Origin of the sequence: Pseudomonas sp. BP6 (assembly GCF_017875935.1) — a bacterium.
Classification (GTDB): Bacteria; Pseudomonadota; Gammaproteobacteria; order Pseudomonadales; family Pseudomonadaceae; genus Aquipseudomonas; species Aquipseudomonas putida_Y.
Window position 1 is genome coordinate 3128545 of record NZ_JAGINI010000001.1, and the last position, 16215, is coordinate 3144759.

The following is a 16215-nucleotide window of genomic DNA, read 5'->3' on the forward strand; positions in this document are numbered from 1 at the left end:
TCCTACAGGGCCCTTGGTGCTTTTGACAGGGCGGAGTGATGGCCGGTCGCCCCAGACCTCTTGCCAAAATCTTGGAATACCATAATATGATATCCCGTAGACCTTGAGTCTGCAGGCCGGCACCTACAATTAAAAACGGCCACCAGAACACTTTGTTTTAGCTGCTCCCCGAACACCATTGGCGGGCGCACCAAGAGCCCCGCCTCGAATAACAAAAGCAACGAGGGCGTAACCATGCTGTTAAGCAAACGTGTAACCGCAGTGCTGTCTGCCAGCCTGCTGACCCTGGCATGTCAGGCCGCTCAGGCCGCCGACAGCCTCAATTTCGTCAGCTGGGGTGGTACAACCCAGGACGCCCAGAAAGAAGCGTGGGCTGTACCGTTCACCAAGACCACGAACATCAAGGTCGTGCAGGACGGCCCCACCGACTATGGCAAGCTCAAGGCCATGGTCGAGAGTGGCAACGTGCAGTGGGACGTGGTCGACGTCGAAGCCGACTTTGCCCTGCGTGCTGCCAGTGAAGGCCTGCTCGAACCCCTCGACTTCACCCAGATCAAGCGCGACAAGATCGACCCACGCTTCGTCTCCGATCATGGCGTCGGCTCATTCTTCTTCTCCTTCGTGCTCGGCTACAACGAAGGCAAGCTCGGCGCCAACAAGCCGGTGGACTGGACCGCGCTGTTCGACACCAAGACCTACCCCGGCAAGCGAGCCCTGTACAAATGGCCCAGCCCAGGCGTGCTGGAACTGGCCCTGCTGGCGGACGGCGTAGCCCCCGACAAGCTGTACCCGCTGGACCTGGACCGCGCCTTCAAGAAGCTCGACACCATCAAGAAAGACATCGTCTGGTGGGGCGGTGGCGCCCAGTCGCAGCAACTGCTGGCCTCGGGTGAAGCCTCGCTCGGCCAGTTCTGGAATGGCCGTGTCTACGCCCTGCAGCAAGACGGTGCACCGGTGGGCGTGAGCTGGAAGCAGAACCTGGTCATGGCCGACTTCCTGGTCATCCCCAAAGGCGCCAAGAACAAGGACGCGGCCATGAAATTCCTGGCCAACGCCAGCAGCGCCGAAGGCCAGGCCGAATTCGCCAACAAGACTGCCTACGCGCCGGTCAACGTCGACAGCGTGGCCAAACTGGACAAAGACCTCGCGCCAAACCTGCCGACTGCCTACGCCCAGGACCAGGTCACCCTCGACTTCGCCTACTGGGCCAAGAACGGTCAAGCCATCGCGGCCCGCTGGAATGAGTGGTTGGTCAAATGAAAGTCGCCATCAACGCCCTGCACAATGCGCAAGGTGCCCCCACGGGTGCCGGCGCCCCGGGCACCGCCCCACGCCGCGCAAGCCTGAGCCAGCGCTGGAAAGGCAGCCGCAACCTGCTGCCCGCCCTGCTGTTCCTCGGCGTGTTCTTCTTCGCGCCGCTGATCGGCCTGTTGCTGCGCGGGGTGCTGGAACCCACCCCGGGGCTGGGTAATTACGAGCAGCTTTTTGCCAACTCGGCCTACGCGCGTGTGCTGTTCAACACCTTTTCGGTGGCCGGCGTGGTTACCCTGATCAGCGTGCTGCTGGGCTTCCCGCTGGCCTGGGCAATCACCCTGGTGCCCAAGGGCTGGGGCCGCTGGCTGCTGAACATCGTGCTGCTGTCGATGTGGACCAGCCTGCTGGCGCGCACCTACTCGTGGCTGGTGCTGCTGCAAGGCTCGGGGGTGATCAACAAGGCGTTGATGGCCATGGGCATCATCGATGCCCCGCTGGAAATGGTGCACAACCTCACCGGCGTGGTGATCGGCATGAGCTACATCATGATCCCGTTCATCGTGCTGCCACTGCAGGCGACCATGCACGCCATAGACCCGATGGTGCTACAGGCAGGTTCGATCTGTGGCGCCAGCCCGTGGACCAACTTCTGGAAGGTGTTTCTGCCGCTGTGCCGGTCGGGGCTGTTCTCCGGGGCACTGATGGTGTTCGTGATGTCGCTCGGTTACTACGTCACCCCGGCGCTGCTGGGGGGTGCGCAGAACATGATGCTGCCCGAATTCATCATCCAGCAGGTGCAGTCGTTCCTCAACTGGGGCCTGGCCAGCGCCGCCGCCGCACTCCTGGTAGCGATCACCCTGGTGCTCTTCTACCTGTACCTGAAGCTGCAGCCGGAATCCCCGGTTGGCAACCCGAGGTAAACCGCCATGCTCCTGTCTCCCAATGCCATGGGCCGCCCGCTGCGTACGGGCCTGTACCTGACCACCGGGGCGATTGCGGCTTTCCTGCTGCTGCCGGTGGTGTTCATCGTGCTGCTGTCGTTCGGCTCATCCCAGTGGCTGGTGTTCCCGCCACCCGGCTGGACCTTGAAGTGGTACAGCCAGTTCTTTTCCAACCCGGAGTGGATGGAGGCCGCGCTGGCCAGCCTGAAGGTGGCCGCGCTGACCACGGTCGCCGCCGTACTGCTGGGCCTGCCCACCGCGTTCGCCCTCGTGCGTGGCCGCTTCCCGGGCCGCGAGCTGCTGTACGGGCTCTTCACCATGCCGATGATCGTACCGCTGGTGATCATTGCCGTTGCGGTGTACGCGCTGTTCCTCAAGCTTGGCTACACCGGCACGCTGTTTGCGTTCGTGGTCAGCCACGTGATCGTCGCCCTGCCGTTCACCATCATCTCGATCATCAACTCGCTGAAGCTGTTCGACCAGTCGATAGAGGATGCCGCGGTGATCTGCGGCGCCTCGCGCCTGCAAGCCATCTTCAAGGTGACCTTCCCGGCCATTCGCCCCGGCATGATCGCAGGTGGCCTGTTCGCCTTCCTGGTGTCGTGGGATGAAGTGGTGCTGAGCGTGATGATGGCCAGCCCCGACCTGCAGACCTTGCCCGTCAAGATGTGGACCACCTTGCGCCAGGACCTCAGCCCGGTGATCGCCGTGGCCTCGACCCTGCTGATAGGCCTGTCGCTGCTTGTCATGTTCATTGCCGCCGCCTTGCGCCGGCGCACCGAAACCAACGCCTGAGTGCGCGGAGATAACAACAATGAGTGCAGTGATCAAAGACAACGCGCACGGCAAGGCCCTGGTCAGCCTGCGCGGCCTGAACAAGCACTACGGCGACTTCACCGCCGTGGACAACCTCGACCTGGAGATCCAGGACGGCGAGTTCCTGACCTTCCTCGGTTCCAGCGGGTCGGGCAAGTCCACCACCCTGTCGATGCTGGCCGGCTTCGAAACACCGAGCAGCGGCGAGATCCTGGTCGACGGCCAGTCGCTGGTCAACGTGCCGCCGCACAAGCGTGACATCGGCATGGTGTTCCAGCGGTATTCGCTGTTCCCGCACCTGAATGTGCGTGACAACATCGCCTTCCCACTGGCCATTCGCAAACTCGGCGCTGCCGAAACCGCCAAGCGCGTCGACGCCATGCTCAAGCTGGTGCAACTGGAGCAGTTCGCCCACCGCAAACCCTCGCAAATGTCGGGCGGCCAGCAGCAGCGCGTGGCGATTGCACGAGCGCTGGTGTACGAGCCGCGCATCCTGCTGATGGACGAGCCGCTCGGCGCACTGGACAAGAAGCTGCGTGAAGACCTGCAGGACGAACTGCGCCAGTTGCACCGCCGCCTGGGTATCACCATCGTCTACGTCACCCACGATCAGGAAGAAGCCATGCGCCTGTCCCAGCGCATCGCCATTTTCAGCCACGGCAAGATCGTCGGCCTGGGCACCGGTTACGACCTGTACCAGAATCCGCCGAATGCCTTTGTCGCATCGTTCCTGGGCAACTCCAACTTCCTGCGGATCAAGGCCAGCAGCAACGGCGCGGGCAGCTTCGAGGGCCAGCCAGTGGCTATTCGCCTGACCCCGGGGCTGGCCGCCTCGCAGGATGCACTGATCATGGTGCGCCCGGAAAAGGCCGTGGCCCTGACCGCTGAACAGGCCACGCGTGAACCGCTGCCGGCGGGTTGGAACGAGGTCAGTGCCAAGGTTGGCGAAGTGTTGTTCCTGGGTGAAAGCCAGACCTGCCATGTGGTGACTTCCGGGGGTACCGAGCTGACCGTGAAGGCACTGTCGGCTGCGGGCATGCCAATGCAGCCGGGCGACAGCGTGAAGGTGCGCTGGGCAGTGGCAGACGCGTGCATTTATACCGAATGGGCCGAGAGCGACCTGAGCAAGTCAGCCGGGGCGCACTAACGCTCTTCTGCGTTGCAGCGCCTGCCAGATCGAGCACCGTCCGCGCGGCGCACGATCCGACAGGCGCTGCACGATTGGAGGCGTACGCCCCCGTCACATTATCATCACGCCACTGTCGTAATCTGCCGGCCAACTCTATGCCACAGGCCACCCGGCATGCCCCGCCTGCTTGTCTTGCTGCTCACCCTGTTACCTCTCGCAACCTTGGCTGAGCCCCTGCACCTGCGCGTGCAAGGCTCCAATACCATCGGTGCGGCCTTGCTGCCGGCGCTGGTACAGGGGCAATTGCGCGCGCAGCAGGCCACAGCCATCGAGCAACAGCCGGGCAAGGTGGCCAACGAGCGGGTGATTACCGCCCGCGACGTGCACGGCCAGCGCTTGCGCATCGACATTGCCGCCCACGGCTCGAGCACCGGCTTTGTCGCGCTGGGCCGTGGCGAAGCGGACCTGGCCGCTGCCTCGCGGCCGATCAACGACAGTGAAGTCCGCCAGTTGCAGGCGCTGGGTGACCTGCGCGCAGCTGGCGCCGAACACGTGATCGGCCTCGACGGCGTCGCAGTCTTCGTCCACCCCGACAACCCAATACCCCAACTGAACACCCGGCAACTGGCGGAAATTTTCTCTGGGCAGATCCAGCGCTGGGAACAACTGGGCGTACCTGGCGGGGCCATTCACCTGTATGCCCGAGACGACCGTTCCGGGACTTTCGAGACCTTCAAGGCACTGGTGCTGGAACCTCAGCACGCCGAAATTTCGGCCAAGGCCAGGCGCTTCGAGTCCAGCGACGAACTGGCGGTACACGTGGGTACCGACCGCCAGGCCATCGGTTTCAGCAGCCTGGCCGCCGTACACGGGGCCAAGGTGCTGGCGGTGGCCGAGGGTGACGCACCGGCCATGCTGCCGGAGCGCGCACGGGTGGCCAGTGAGGACTACCCGCTCTCGCGGCGCCTGTATTTTTACTTGCCAGCCAACCCCAAGCCCCAGGCCAAGGCCCTGGCCGATTTCGCTCAGAGCCCGGCCGGCCAGGCGATCATCGCCCAGCAGGGTTTCGTTTCGCAGCAGATCAAGGCCCTGTCTGTCGCCCCCCAACGCGACATGCCACCGCGTTATCGCACCCTGGCCCAGCAGGCGCAGCGGCTGAGTGTGAACTTCCGGTTCCAGGAAGGAAGCGCCAACCTGGACAACAAGGCCCTGCGCGACGTGCAGCGGGTGGCAGAGTACCTGCGCCTGGCCGGAAAGCTGCAGGGCAAGGCAGTGCTGGTGGGGTTCGGCGACCCCAAGGAAACCCCCGGGCGCGCAGCCCTGCTCTCCCGTCTGCGCGCGCAAGCGGTGCGCCGCGAACTGGCACGCGGTGGAGTGGAGGTGCTTCAGGTGACCGGGATGGGCGATGAATTGCCAGTGGCCGGGAATGAACTGGAGCAAGGCCGGCTGCGCAACCGGCGGGTCGAAGTGTGGGTGTATTGATCCGGCCCCGTACACATCCCTGTAACAGCCTTTTTGCTGCAAAGAGGCCCGAGCAAGGGCCCCATCGCAGCACAAGGCTGCTTCTACAGGCTGTACAGCAGGTTCCGCGTTATCAGCGGGTGACTGTACGCATGGTGACGAACTCTTCAGCCGCCGTCGGGTGCACGCCGATGGTTTCGTCGAACTGCTGCTTGGTCGCACCGGCTTTAAGCGCAATGCCCAGGCCCTGAATGATCTCGCCAGCGTCTGGACCGACCATGTGGCAGCCCAGCACCTTGTCGGTCTCGGCATCCACCACCAACTTCATCAGGGTCTTTTCCTGAATGTCGGTCAGGGTCAGCTTCATGGCCCGGAAGCGGCTTTCGAATACCTGCACCTTGTGCCCGGCCTCCAGCGCCTGTTCTTCGGTCAAGCCCACGGTACCGATTGGCGGCTGGCTGAACACCGCAGTGGGGATGTTCTGGTAATCCACCGGGCGGTATTGCTCGGGTTTGAACAGGCGCCGCGCCACGGCCATGCCTTCAGCCAAGGCCACTGGGGTCAACTGCACACGGCCGATCACATCGCCAATGGCAAGAATCGAGGGCGCGGTGGTCTGGTACTGCTCATCAACCCGGATGTAGCCGCGCGCATCCAGCTCGACGCCGGTGTTTTCCAGGCCCAGATTGTCCAGCATCGGGCGCCGGCCAGTGGCATAGAACACACAGTCGGCGACCAGCTCGCGACCGTCCTTGAGCGTGGCTTTGAGGCGACCATCTTCAAGCTTGTCGATGCGCTGGATGTCGGCGTTGAACTGTAGGTCAAGGCCGCGCTTTTCCAGTTCTTCCTTCAGGTGGGTGCGCACCGAGCCATCGAAGCCGCGCAGGAACAGGTCGCCACGGTACAGCAGTGAGGTGTCGGCACCCAGGCCCTGGAAGATGCCGGCGAATTCGACGGCGATATAACCCCCGCCCACCACCAGCACGCGGCGCGGCAGGCTCTTGAGGTAGAAGGCTTCGTTGGAGGTGATGGCCAGTTCCTTGCCGGGGATGTCCGGTACCTGCGGCCAGCCACCGGTAGCGATGAGGATGTGCTCGGCGGTGTAGCGCTGACCGTCCACTTCCACTTCATTGGCACCCGTCAGACGCGCGTGGCCCTGCAACAGGGTCACCCCGCTGTTGACCAGCAGGTTACGGTAGATACCGTTAAGGCGCTCGATTTCCCGATTCTTGTTGGCAATCAGGGTGCCCCAGTCGAAATGCCCCTCTTCCAACGTCCAGCCGTAACCTGCGGCCTGCTCCAGTTCATCGGCAACGTGCGCGCCGTACACCAGCAGCTTTTTCGGCACACAACCGACGTTGACGCAGGTCCCCCCCAGGTAGCGGCTTTCAGCCACTGCCACTTTTGCGCCAAAACCGGCAGCAAAACGCGCTGCGCGCACACCACCGGACCCGGCGCCAATCACGAACAGATCAAAATCGAAGGCCATGTATTCACTCTCCTAGGCAGGCGTCCAGCATACCGCCGTTGGCCGCAGCAAACAAAAAAGCCACCCCGAAGGATGGCTTTGAGGCCAGCAGGGCTAATCAGTATGCCTTGCCAGTCTTGTAGTAGTTCTCGAAGCAGAAGTTGGTCGCGTCGATGTAGCCTTCGGCACCACCGCAGTCGAAACGCTTGCCTTTGAACTTATAGGCAATCACGCAGCCATCTTTGGCCTGCTGCAGCAGGGCATCGGTGATCTGGATTTCACCGCCTTTGCCTGGTTTGGTATTGGCGATGATGTCAAAGATATCCGGGGTCAGGATGTAACGGCCGATGATCGCCAGGTTCGAGGGCGCGTCTTCGGGGGCCGGTTTTTCGACCATGTTGGTCACACGGAAGATGTCGTCGCGAATCATCTCACCGGCGATCACACCATACTTGTTGGTTTCCTGCGGATCGACTTCCTGGATGGCGACGATCGAGCAGCGGTACTGTTTGTACAGCTTGACCATCTGCGTCAGCACGCCGTCACCTTCCGGGTTGACGCACAGGTCGTCCGCCAACACCACCGCGAACGGCTCGTCGCCGATCAGTGGGCGGCCAGTGAGGATGGCGTGGCCGAGGCCTTTCATTTCTGTCTGGCGCGTGTACGAGAACGAGCACTCGTCGAGCAGACGACGAATACCGACCAGGTATTTTTCCTTGTCGGTGCCCTTGATCTGGTTTTCCAGCTCGTAGCTGATGTCGAAGTGGTCTTCCAGGGCCCGCTTGCCGCGCCCGGTAACGATGGAGATCTCGTTCAGGCCAGCATCCAGTGCTTCTTCAACGCCGTACTGGATCAGTGGCTTGTTGACCACCGGCAGCATTTCCTTGGGCATGGCTTTGGTAGCAGGCAGGAAGCGAGTGCCGTAGCCGGCTGCCGGGAACAAGCATTTTTTGATCATATACGTCCTTACAAAAGGCTAGGCCTGTGGAATTCGGCGCAGTCTAATCAGGCGGCAGTGACCTTACAATGCCCCCGATAACGACCGATGCCATCATAGAGATATCCCAGTGTAGATAGTTCCGGGGGATCGTAAATATTGCTGTCATACATGACCGTTGGATGACAGGCAAATCAGCGTGCCTGTGGCGGCCTCGTCGACGGGTTCATCCGCAAAGAGGCCGCCTAAGACTTACATCAACTCCCCGTCCCTTGTCCGATCAGCACCCCATCGACCTGCTGACCATACAGGTTCACCCCATCATTGGCATGAAACTTCACCCGCGTCTTCTCGATGGACCCTTCCACCAGCCGCGGGTCCTGTGGCCGCTCGTGGCGGTTGATCCACGCCGCCACGTCCCAGGCCTGCTGGTCGCTGAGGCTGCCTGGCTTGCCCAGCGGCATGTTGTACTTGATGAACGACGCAGCGGTGTTGATGCGGTGCATGCCAGCCCCCCAGTTGTAGGAGTCCTTGCCCCACAGCGGTGGCATGACGTATTCGCCTGCGACCTTTTGCCCTTCACCGTTATCGCCATGGCAAATCGCGCATTGTTCACGGTAAACCTGCTGGCCGCGCTTGAAGTCATAACCACCCTTGGGTTGTGCCACCTCCGGATAACCACGTCCGGCAATCTCCACACCGGTCGGTGCCTTGGTCGACAGCCAGTATGAATACACTGCCAACGCGGTCATCTGCGGGCTGTCAGCGGCCGGCGGCTTGCCGTTCATGCTGAACTGAAAACACCCCTGGATACGCTCGGCGAAGGTGTTGACCTTGTCATTTTTCTTGCGGTACGCCGGGTACATCGGGTAGGCGCCCCACAGCGGCGCCGAATGCGCCAATCGCCCCTGATCGAGGTGGCAGTTACTGCAGTTCATGCCGTTGCCCACAGCCTCGGGCATCAATCGGCGGGTGTCGACGAACAAGGCATGGCCTTCACGCACCATCTTGCCAAAAGCATTATCGGGCAACTCACGCTCAGCGGGCGGCACGAACTGCGGTGCCGCCTGCACACCGGGAACCTTCAACTGCGACTGGTCTTCCATGGCGATCGGCGTGGCCTGGGCGCTGCCCACGGTCAGCAGCCACAAGACTGGAATCATGGTTTTCATGGCGTGACCTCCTGGCTGACGGGGCGGGCGAAGAACTCGGCAACGGCCTTGACCTCCTCATCGGTCATGGCCTTGGCCACGCCGACCATCAGCTGATTGGGGTCATTGCTGCGGCTGCCGTCGCGCCAGGCATTGAGCTGTGCCACCAGGTAACTGGCGGGCTGGCCGACCAAGGGCGGGAAGTGTTCGCCCACCCCGCCGCCACCCGGCCCGTGGCATTGCACGCAGCCGGGAATCTGCCGACTCCAGTCGCCGTACAGGGCCATGCGGGTGGTAGGGTCATTGGCAATCTGCTGCCGGCGCAGGTCGCCAGCGGGCGCTGCCGGCAGGCTGGCCAGGTAGGTACTGACGGCCTTGATTTCATCGTCGCTCAAGGCCTTGGCCAAGGGCTCCATCACTGGCTGCTTGCGGCTGCCGTTGCGCCAGTCGTGCAACTGCTTGGCAAGGTAACCGGCCGGAAGCCCGGCCAAACGTGGAAAGCCGGCAGCGGCAATGCCCTTGCCGTCCGGGCCATGGCAACCTAGGCAGGCCATGGCAGCAGGGTTGGCCCCCCCTTGGGTGAACACCTTCTGACCGTCAGCGGCATGTGCCGTGGGCCAGGCCAGGACCAGCAGGCTGCCGATCATCACGCGTCTCAACGGTGTCATCACGAATCTCCTTTTCTTTTGTTATATGTTTAGGCTCAAAACATATAAGCAGAGAAAGGAGCACCCGTTGCTTCAGATCAACTTCCGGAGATGCATTCGGTGGCGGCGGTGCGCACATCCCCCAGGCGCAGCGGGAAGTTATTCAGCCGCTCGTGCAGTTTGATGCTGCTGCCGCTGCCGCGCTCGTCGATATCCACCAGCGCCGCCGGGCCAGCACCTGAGGTGATTTTCTGCGGGACGATCAGCCGCAGGCCGTCGCCACGCGGCTCTTCGGTCAGCGGGTCACGCGTATCGGCCAGCTTCTCCTTTACGCAATCGGCATAGGCGCGCGGGCTCTTGCCAGAGATCACATCCATCGTTTCACGCGATTGCTCCAGCTCTGCGACGCTCACGCAGCCACCGAGCGTCACCGACAACGCCGCCACCATCCACTTCATTTGCTGCACCTCTGCCTTCAAGAATTCGCTTCGACCACATCCAGGCGGTTTTGCTCCCTGCTTTGGCAGAATTATCTACGCCCGGCGATCAACGCGGCAGTCTAACGGCACATCGTGGTATCTTTTGCTTTTGCAGATCCAAACCTTGCGGAGCATCACATGAAATTCGTACACCAGCGCGAGCACCTCAACGAGGACGATATTGTCGTCATCGAGTGCTCCCAGCGCTGCAATATCCGCCTGATGAACGACGCCAACTTCCGCAGCTTCAAGAACGGCGGCCGTCATACCTACCACGGCGGCCATTTCGAGAAGTTTCCGGCAAAGATCACCGTACCCAGCACCGGCTTCTGGAACATCACCATCGATACCGTCACTACTCGCCCGATCTCGGTCACCCGCAAGCCAACCCTGACCCACAAGATCAAGATCATCCGTCGTTCGTCGTCGAAACTCAGATAAGGCCACCATGACCCAGACCATCAAGTACGTCATCAAATACAAGCTCGACGGCCAGCGTCGCTGGGATTTCGCGCTGATGCCCGATGCCTCGCAAGAGCAAGCCCTCGAAGCCCTGCGCAAGATCCACGGCGAAGACGCCGAGAAAATCAGCGACATCCAGGTCAGCAAGGCCCTGTAAGACTCGCCGCAAGCCCCCGCCGCATCGCTCGCCCTACGCAAGGAGAATCGCATGAGCCATTGGCCAGACCGCCGTATCCTCGACCTGCTGGGCATCGAGCTGCCCATTCTGCAGGCCCCCATGGCGGGGGCCACCGGCTCGGCCATGGCCATTGCCGTGGGCCTGGCAGGTGGTCTGGGCGCCCTGCCCTGCGCCGTGCTCAGCGGCGAACAGGTGCGCGCCGAGATCGCTGCATTCCGCGCCGGCTGCCCGGGGCGCCCGCTGAACCTGAACTTCTTCTGCCACCAGCCGCCAGCGCCCGATGCCGAGCGCGATGCGCGCTGGAAGCAGGCACTTGAGCCTTATTACAGCGAAGTGGGCGCCGATTTCGCAGCGCCCACGCCAGTGTCCAACCGCGCGCCTTTCGACGAGCAGAGCTGCCAGTTGGTCGAAGCCTTGCGCCCTGAGGTGGTGAGCTTCCACTTCGGCCTGCCTCAGGCCGAACTGCTGCAGCGGGTAAAAGCCACCGGCGCCAAGGTACTGTCCAGCGCCACGACCGTGGAAGAAGCGGTCTGGCTGGAGCGCAATGGATGCGACGCTATCATCGCCATGGGTTATGAAGCCGGTGGCCATCGCGGCATGTTCCTCAGCGATGACATCACCAGCCAGATAGGCACCTTCGCTCTGGTACCGCAGGTGGCCGATGCCGTCAGCGTGCCGGTGATTGCCGCCGGTGGTATCGGCGACCACCGTGGGCTGTTGGCGGCAATGGCCCTGGGTGCCTCGGCAGTGCAGATCGGCACGGCTTACCTGTTCTGCCCCGAGGCCAAGGTGTCGCCAGCGCATCGCCGGGCGCTGGACAGCGCGCCTGCCAGCGACACCGCGTTGACCAACCTTTTCACCGGCCGCCCGGCGCGGGGCATCAACAATCGCATCATGCGTGAGCTGGGGCCGATGAGTGAGCTTGCACCGCGCTTCCCCCTGGCAGGTGGGGCGTTGATGCCTTTACGGGCGATCACCGATCCCCAGGGTAACAGTGACTTCAGCAATCTTTGGTCGGGCCAGGCATTGCGGCTGGGGCGGCACATGCCCGCGGGTGAGCTGACCCGGGAGATCGCCGGGAAAGCACTGGCAGTGATTGGTCACCAGGCATTCTGACAAGCAGGCCTGCCCTCTTCACGGCCAATGGTTTATCGCTATATAGTTAAGGCTATAACGATAATCTCAAGGAGCTGTCTTCATGCGTATTCGCTCGCCCCAGTTGGCCGTCACTGCCCTGGCCAGCCTGCTCGCGTTCAACACGGCCTGGGCCGACGAAGTCCAGGTCGCGGTCGCAGCCAACTTCACAGCCCCTGTCCAGGCCATCGCCAAGGCCTTCGAAAAGGACACCGGCCACAAACTGGTCGCGGCCTATGGCGCCACCGGGCAGTTCTATGCGCAGATCAAGAACGGTGCACCGTTCGAGGTGTTCCTCGCCGCTGACGACACCACCCCCAAGAAGCTTGAAGCGGAAAAGGAAACCGTACCCGGCTCGCGCTTTACCTACGCCATCGGCACTCTGGCCCTGTGGTCTGCGAAGGAAGGCTACGTAGATGCCAAGGGTGAAGTGCTGAAGAAGAACGCATATAAACACCTGTCCATCGCCAACCCGAAAGCGGCACCTTACGGCCTGGCCGCCACCCAGGTACTGGACAGGCTGAAGCTCACCGAGGCCACCAAAGGCAAGATCGTCGAAGGCCAGAACATCACCCAGGCCTTCCAGTTCGTCTCCACCGGCAACGCCGAGCTGGGCTTCGTCGCTCTGTCGCAGATCTACAGGGATGGCAAGGTAACCAATGGCTCGGCCTGGATCGTGCCGTCCAATCTGCATGACCCGATCCGCCAGGACGCCGTCATCCTCAACAAAGGCAAGGACAATGCGGCCGCCAAGGCACTGGTCGAGTACCTCAAAGGTCCGAAAGCCGCAGCGGTGATCAAATCCTATGGTTATGAACGCTGATGCCACTGGACGCCAGTGACCTGGGCGCCATCTGGCTGACCGTAAAACTGGCCAGCCTGACCACCCTGATCCTGCTGGTTATCGGCACACCCGTCGCCTGGTGGCTTGCCCGCACGCGCTCATGGCTGCGCGGGCCGGTAGGCGCGGTGGTGGCACTGCCGCTGGTACTGCCACCGACGGTGATCGGCTTTTACCTGTTGATCGCCCTTGGCCCGCACGGCTGGCTCGGCCAGGCCACCCAGGCGCTGGGCCTGGGCAGTGTGGTGTTCAGCTTCACAGGCCTGGTGATTGGCTCGACGGTGTACTCCATGCCGTTCGTGGTGCAACCACTGCAGAATGCCTTTGCCGCGATCGGCCAGCGGCCCCTGGAAGTCGCCGCTACCCTGCGCGCCAGCCCATGGGACACCTTCGTTCATGTGGTGCTGCCGCTGGCCCGCCCTGGCTTCGTCACTGCCAGCATCCTCGGCTTTGCCCACACGGTGGGCGAGTTTGGCGTCGTACTGATGATCGGTGGCAACATCCCCGACAAGACCCGCGTGGTTTCGGTGCAAATTTTCGATCACGTCGAAGCCATGGAGTACTCGCAAGCCCACTGGCTGGCCGGTGCCATGCTGGTGTTCTCTTTCCTGGTGCTGCTCCTGCTGTACGCTGGACGCCGCGGCAAAGCTGGCTGGAGCTGAAATGACCGCATCGATTGTGGCGCGCCTGAAACTGGCACGCGACGACTTTACCCTGGACGTCAACCTGCACCTGCCCGGGCGCGGCATCAGCGCCCTGTTCGGTCACTCCGGCTCTGGTAAAACCAGCTGCCTGCGCTGCCTGGCCGGGCTGGAGCGGGCCGCCAGCGCCTATATCGAAGTCAACGGCGAAGTCTGGGAAGACAGCACCCGTGGCTACTTCCAGGCACCGCACCTGCGCCCGGTGGGTTATGTGTTCCAGGAAGCCAGCCTGTTCCCGCACCTGTCAGTGCGCGGCAACCTTGCGTTCGGCTGGCGCCGGGTAGCGCCCGCTGAACGCAAGGTCAGCCTCGACCAGGCTTGCCAACTGCTGGGTATCGGCCACTTGCTGGACCGCCGCCCGGCAACCCTGTCTGGTGGCGAGGCGCAGCGGGTGGGTATTGCCCGCGCCCTGCTCAGCAGCCCACGGCTGCTGTTGATGGACGAGCCGCTGGCAGCCCTCGACGGACCGCGCAAGCGCGAGATACTGCCCTTCCTGGAGCGCCTGCACGACGAACTGGACATCCCGCTGATCTATGTCAGCCACGCCCAGGATGAAGTCGCGCGGCTGGCCGACCACCTGGTGTTGCTGGAACAAGGCCGAGCGATCGCCAGCGGCCCGATCGGCGAGACTCTGGCTCGCCTCGACCTGTCGCTGGCCCAGGGCGACGATGCCGGCGTAGTGTTCGAGGGTATGGTGGTAGGGCACGACCCGCACTACGGCCTGCTTGACCTACGCCTGCCCGGCAGCAGCGGGCCGCTGCTGCGCATCACCCACGCTGCGCAGGAGATGGGCAGCACCCTGCGCGTCAAGGTGCAGGCCCGGGACGTCAGCCTGGCACTGGCGGCGGACAGCGCATCGAGCATCCTCAACCGCCTGCCGGTGCGCGTACGCGAGAGCCGCCCGGCGGCCAACCCGGCGCATGTGCTGGTCAGCCTGGATGCCGGGGGCAATGCCCTGCTTGCACGCATCACCCGCTTCTCGGCAGACCAGCTCGGCTTGCATCCAGGGCAGGTACTGTTCGCCCAGATCAAGTCGGTTGCCCTTTTGGGTTGAGCATCCTTCGCGCGCATATTGTCCATTGATCAGTGACCTGATCGAGGCCTGCAGCCCATGCTCGACTGCCCCCTGCCGCGCACCCTGCACTACGTTGACGACAGCCAGCCGGGCCTGACCCGTCGGCGCTGGCGCGACCGCTTCATCTATCTGGATGCCGATGGCCAACGGGTACGCGACAGCGACACCCTCTCGCGCATCGCCGCACTGGTGATTCCCCCGGCCTACACCGATGTGTGGATCTGCGCCGATCCGCAAGGCCATCTGCAAGCCACCGGTCGCGATGCCCGTGGCCGCAAGCAGTACCGCTACCACGCGCAGTGGCGCGAACTGCGCGACCAGCACAAATATGGGCGCATGCTTGCGTTCGCCCAGGCCCTGCCAACGCTGCGCACACAGTTGCAAGCCCACCTGGCGCGGCCAGGGCTGGACCGGGAAAAGGTAATGGCGCTGGTAGTGAGCCTGCTGGACCACACCCTGATTCGCATTGGCAACCAGCGCTACCTGCGCGATAACAAGTCGTATGGACTGACCACCCTGCGCAATCGCCATGTACAGGTCAAAGGCAGCAACATTCGCTTCCAGTTCCGCGGCAAGCGCGGCGTCGAACACAGCGTCACCCTCAATGACCGGCGCCTGGCCAACTTGCTCAAGCGCTGCATGGAACTGCCTGGGCAGGCGCTGTTTCAGTACCTGGATGAAAACGGCCAGCGCCATAGTGTCGGCTCCAGCGAGGTCAATCAGTTTTTGCAGCAGTTGACCGGCGCCGACTTCACCGCCAAGGACTATCGCACCTGGGCCGGCAGCAGCCTGGCATTGAACCTGCTGAGGCCCTTGGCCTGGGAGCCGGAGAGTGAAGCCAAACGCCAGGTCGCCGCGATAGTCCGCCAGGTCGCCACACGCTTGGGCAATACGCCGGCCGTGTGCAGGCGCTGCTACATCCACCCGGCAGTCCTGGAGCACTATGCCTTGGGGCGCCTGGCCAATCTGCCGAAAAAACGTGCGCGCAAAGGCCTGGACCCGGAGGAAGTGGCCTTGCTGTTGTTTCTTCAGGCGCTCGAGGAACAGGACGACCATTGAGCTTGTCTATTCAGCCCATGATGCGAAGAAATTTCCCATTAGCCGCCAACCCCCCTATTCTTGGCAACGAGCGCCTTGACCGACAAACCGTTGACGGTTTGCTTTGGCACCTGCAACTGAAGACACGCAACAGAATTTGTCTGTCGGGGAATTCCTATCCGCCGAAAGCGTCTTTAATGAGAAGGAAGAGGGACAAGCTCCCGCCGCCGCGGCAACTAGCCCTGCGGACTTTTACATTACCAAGGAGAACTACATGCTGATACTCACCCGTAAGGTTGGCGAAAGCATCGTCATCAACGATGACATCAAAGTCACCATTCTGGGCGTCAAAGGGATGCAGGTGAGGATCGGTATCGATGCACCGAAAGATGTCCAGGTCCATCGAGAAGAGATCTTCAAACGCATCCAGGCCGGCAGCCCGGCTCCGGAGAAACACGAAGACTCGCATTGAGCCTCCCCTAAGGGGCATGGATGCGCTCGAC

The 16215-nt window shown here is 62.6% G+C and carries 18 protein-coding genes; 13 read left to right on the forward strand and 5 right to left on the reverse strand.

Going from position 1 to position 16215, the window contains the following annotated elements:
- The first annotated feature begins 234 nt into the window (after nt 1-234).
- The 5 genes from J3A98_RS14295 to J3A98_RS14315 all read left to right on the forward strand — a co-directional run bounded on the left by J3A98_RS14295 (nt 235) and on the right by J3A98_RS14315 (nt 5622).
- Entirely contained in the window at nt 235-1260 is a 1026-nt protein-coding gene (locus tag J3A98_RS14295) for an ABC transporter substrate-binding protein (protein ID WP_209966956.1), read from the forward strand.
- Nucleotides 1257-2174 (forward strand): ABC transporter permease, encoded by a 918-nt coding sequence (locus J3A98_RS14300; protein WP_176682387.1) that lies wholly within the window; start codon nt 1257-1259, stop codon nt 2172-2174. The genes J3A98_RS14295 and J3A98_RS14300 overlap by 4 nt, the downstream gene beginning before the upstream one ends.
- Before the next feature lie 6 nt (nt 2175-2180).
- Nucleotides 2181-2990: an ABC transporter permease gene (locus J3A98_RS14305; RefSeq protein WP_176682386.1), complete on the forward strand. Its 810-nt coding sequence runs from the start codon at nt 2181-2183 to the stop codon at nt 2988-2990.
- Between the two features lie 19 nt (nt 2991-3009).
- On the forward strand, nt 3010-4158 hold the full coding sequence (locus J3A98_RS14310) for an ABC transporter ATP-binding protein (RefSeq protein ID WP_209966958.1): 1149 nt from the start codon (nt 3010-3012) through the stop codon (nt 4156-4158).
- Nucleotides 4159-4314: 156 nt separating this feature from the next.
- Nucleotides 4315-5622, forward strand: coding sequence for a phosphate ABC transporter substrate-binding/OmpA family protein (locus J3A98_RS14315; RefSeq protein WP_209966960.1), 1308 nt, complete (start codon nt 4315-4317; stop codon nt 5620-5622).
- Between the two features lie 112 nt (nt 5623-5734).
- On the opposite strand, the gene gorA is transcribed toward J3A98_RS14315, so the two are convergent.
- From gorA to J3A98_RS14340, 5 genes are all read right to left on the reverse strand, one after another.
- A complete protein-coding gene (gorA, locus tag J3A98_RS14320; protein ID WP_021784247.1) occupies nt 5735-7090 on the reverse strand; it encodes a glutathione-disulfide reductase in 1356 nt (451 codons plus the stop codon).
- Between the two features lie 97 nt (nt 7091-7187).
- Nucleotides 7188-8027: a UTP--glucose-1-phosphate uridylyltransferase GalU gene (gene galU, locus J3A98_RS14325; RefSeq protein ID WP_014590484.1), complete on the reverse strand. Its 840-nt coding sequence runs from the start codon at nt 8025-8027 to the stop codon at nt 7188-7190.
- A 236-nt stretch (nt 8028-8263) separates the two neighbouring features.
- Nucleotides 8264-9178 carry a c-type cytochrome gene (locus J3A98_RS14330; RefSeq protein ID WP_209966962.1) on the reverse strand — a complete coding sequence of 305 codons (915 nt, stop codon included), beginning with the start codon at nt 9176-9178 and terminating at the stop codon, nt 8264-8266.
- Nucleotides 9175-9825 carry a c-type cytochrome gene (locus J3A98_RS14335; RefSeq protein ID WP_209966964.1) on the reverse strand — a complete coding sequence of 217 codons (651 nt, stop codon included), beginning with the start codon at nt 9823-9825 and terminating at the stop codon, nt 9175-9177. The genes J3A98_RS14330 and J3A98_RS14335 overlap by 4 nt, the downstream gene beginning before the upstream one ends.
- A 77-nt stretch (nt 9826-9902) precedes the next feature.
- A complete protein-coding gene (locus J3A98_RS14340) occupies nt 9903-10262 on the reverse strand; it encodes a hypothetical protein (RefSeq protein ID WP_176682380.1) in 360 nt (119 codons plus the stop codon).
- Between the two features lie 159 nt (nt 10263-10421).
- Between J3A98_RS14340 and J3A98_RS14345 the strand changes: the two genes are divergently transcribed.
- The 8 genes from J3A98_RS14345 to csrA all read left to right on the forward strand — a co-directional run bounded on the left by J3A98_RS14345 (nt 10422) and on the right by csrA (nt 16184).
- On the forward strand, nt 10422-10724 hold the full coding sequence (locus tag J3A98_RS14345) for a DUF1883 domain-containing protein (RefSeq protein WP_003250918.1): 303 nt from the start codon (nt 10422-10424) through the stop codon (nt 10722-10724).
- A 7-nt stretch (nt 10725-10731) separates the two neighbouring features.
- Nucleotides 10732-10902 carry a hypothetical protein gene (locus J3A98_RS14350; RefSeq protein ID WP_012051910.1) on the forward strand — a complete coding sequence of 57 codons (171 nt, stop codon included), beginning with the start codon at nt 10732-10734 and terminating at the stop codon, nt 10900-10902.
- A gap of 51 nt (nt 10903-10953) precedes the next feature.
- Complete coding sequence (locus J3A98_RS14355) at nt 10954-12039, forward strand: nitronate monooxygenase family protein (RefSeq protein WP_209966966.1); 1086 nt, start codon at nt 10954-10956, stop codon at nt 12037-12039.
- 82 nt (nt 12040-12121) lie between these two features.
- Nucleotides 12122-12880, forward strand: coding sequence for a molybdate ABC transporter substrate-binding protein (gene modA / locus J3A98_RS14360; protein WP_209966968.1), 759 nt, complete (start codon nt 12122-12124; stop codon nt 12878-12880).
- Nucleotides 12880-13560, forward strand: a complete 681-nt coding sequence (gene modB / locus J3A98_RS14365) for a molybdate ABC transporter permease subunit (protein WP_209966969.1) — start codon at nt 12880-12882, stop codon at nt 13558-13560. Before modA ends, modB begins: the two co-directional genes overlap by 1 nt.
- Nucleotide 13561: 1 nt before the next feature.
- Nucleotides 13562-14653: a molybdenum ABC transporter ATP-binding protein gene (modC, locus tag J3A98_RS14370; protein WP_209966971.1), complete on the forward strand. Its 1092-nt coding sequence runs from the start codon at nt 13562-13564 to the stop codon at nt 14651-14653.
- Between the two features lie 57 nt (nt 14654-14710).
- On the forward strand, nt 14711-15733 hold the full coding sequence (locus tag J3A98_RS14375) for a DNA topoisomerase IB (RefSeq protein WP_209966973.1): 1023 nt from the start codon (nt 14711-14713) through the stop codon (nt 15731-15733).
- A 253-nt stretch (nt 15734-15986) separates the two neighbouring features.
- Nucleotides 15987-16184: a carbon storage regulator CsrA gene (gene csrA, locus J3A98_RS14380; RefSeq protein WP_012051904.1), complete on the forward strand. Its 198-nt coding sequence runs from the start codon at nt 15987-15989 to the stop codon at nt 16182-16184.
- Nucleotides 16185-16215: the final 31 nt, after the last annotated feature.

Bases quoted from the DNA above. Each gene is read 5' to 3' on its own strand.
- J3A98_RS14295 (WP_209966956.1), top strand. From the start codon at position 235: ATGCTGTTAAGCAAACGTGTAACCGCAGTGCTGTCTGCCAGCCTGCTG.
- J3A98_RS14300 (WP_176682387.1), top strand. From the start codon at position 1,257: ATGAAAGTCGCCATCAACGCCCTGCACAATGCGCAAGGTGCCCCCACG.
- J3A98_RS14305 (WP_176682386.1), top strand. From the start codon at position 2,181: ATGCTCCTGTCTCCCAATGCCATGGGCCGCCCGCTGCGTACGGGCCTG.
- J3A98_RS14310 (WP_209966958.1), top strand. From the start codon at position 3,010: ATGAGTGCAGTGATCAAAGACAACGCGCACGGCAAGGCCCTGGTCAGC.
- J3A98_RS14315 (WP_209966960.1), top strand. From the start codon at position 4,315: ATGCCCCGCCTGCTTGTCTTGCTGCTCACCCTGTTACCTCTCGCAACC.
- gorA (WP_021784247.1), bottom strand. From the start codon at position 7,090: ATGGCCTTCGATTTTGATCTGTTCGTGATTGGCGCCGGGTCCGGTGGT.
- galU (WP_014590484.1), bottom strand. From the start codon at position 8,027: ATGATCAAAAAATGCTTGTTCCCGGCAGCCGGCTACGGCACTCGCTTC.
- J3A98_RS14330 (WP_209966962.1), bottom strand. From the start codon at position 9,178: ATGAAAACCATGATTCCAGTCTTGTGGCTGCTGACCGTGGGCAGCGCC.
- J3A98_RS14335 (WP_209966964.1), bottom strand. From the start codon at position 9,825: ATGACACCGTTGAGACGCGTGATGATCGGCAGCCTGCTGGTCCTGGCC.
- J3A98_RS14340 (WP_176682380.1), bottom strand. From the start codon at position 10,262: ATGAAGTGGATGGTGGCGGCGTTGTCGGTGACGCTCGGTGGCTGCGTG.
- J3A98_RS14345 (WP_003250918.1), top strand. From the start codon at position 10,422: ATGAAATTCGTACACCAGCGCGAGCACCTCAACGAGGACGATATTGTC.
- J3A98_RS14350 (WP_012051910.1), top strand. From the start codon at position 10,732: ATGACCCAGACCATCAAGTACGTCATCAAATACAAGCTCGACGGCCAG.
- J3A98_RS14355 (WP_209966966.1), top strand. From the start codon at position 10,954: ATGAGCCATTGGCCAGACCGCCGTATCCTCGACCTGCTGGGCATCGAG.
- modA (WP_209966968.1), top strand. From the start codon at position 12,122: ATGCGTATTCGCTCGCCCCAGTTGGCCGTCACTGCCCTGGCCAGCCTG.
- modB (WP_209966969.1), top strand. From the start codon at position 12,880: ATGCCACTGGACGCCAGTGACCTGGGCGCCATCTGGCTGACCGTAAAA.
- modC (WP_209966971.1), top strand. From the start codon at position 13,562: ATGACCGCATCGATTGTGGCGCGCCTGAAACTGGCACGCGACGACTTT.
- J3A98_RS14375 (WP_209966973.1), top strand. From the start codon at position 14,711: ATGCTCGACTGCCCCCTGCCGCGCACCCTGCACTACGTTGACGACAGC.
- csrA (WP_012051904.1), top strand. From the start codon at position 15,987: ATGCTGATACTCACCCGTAAGGTTGGCGAAAGCATCGTCATCAACGAT.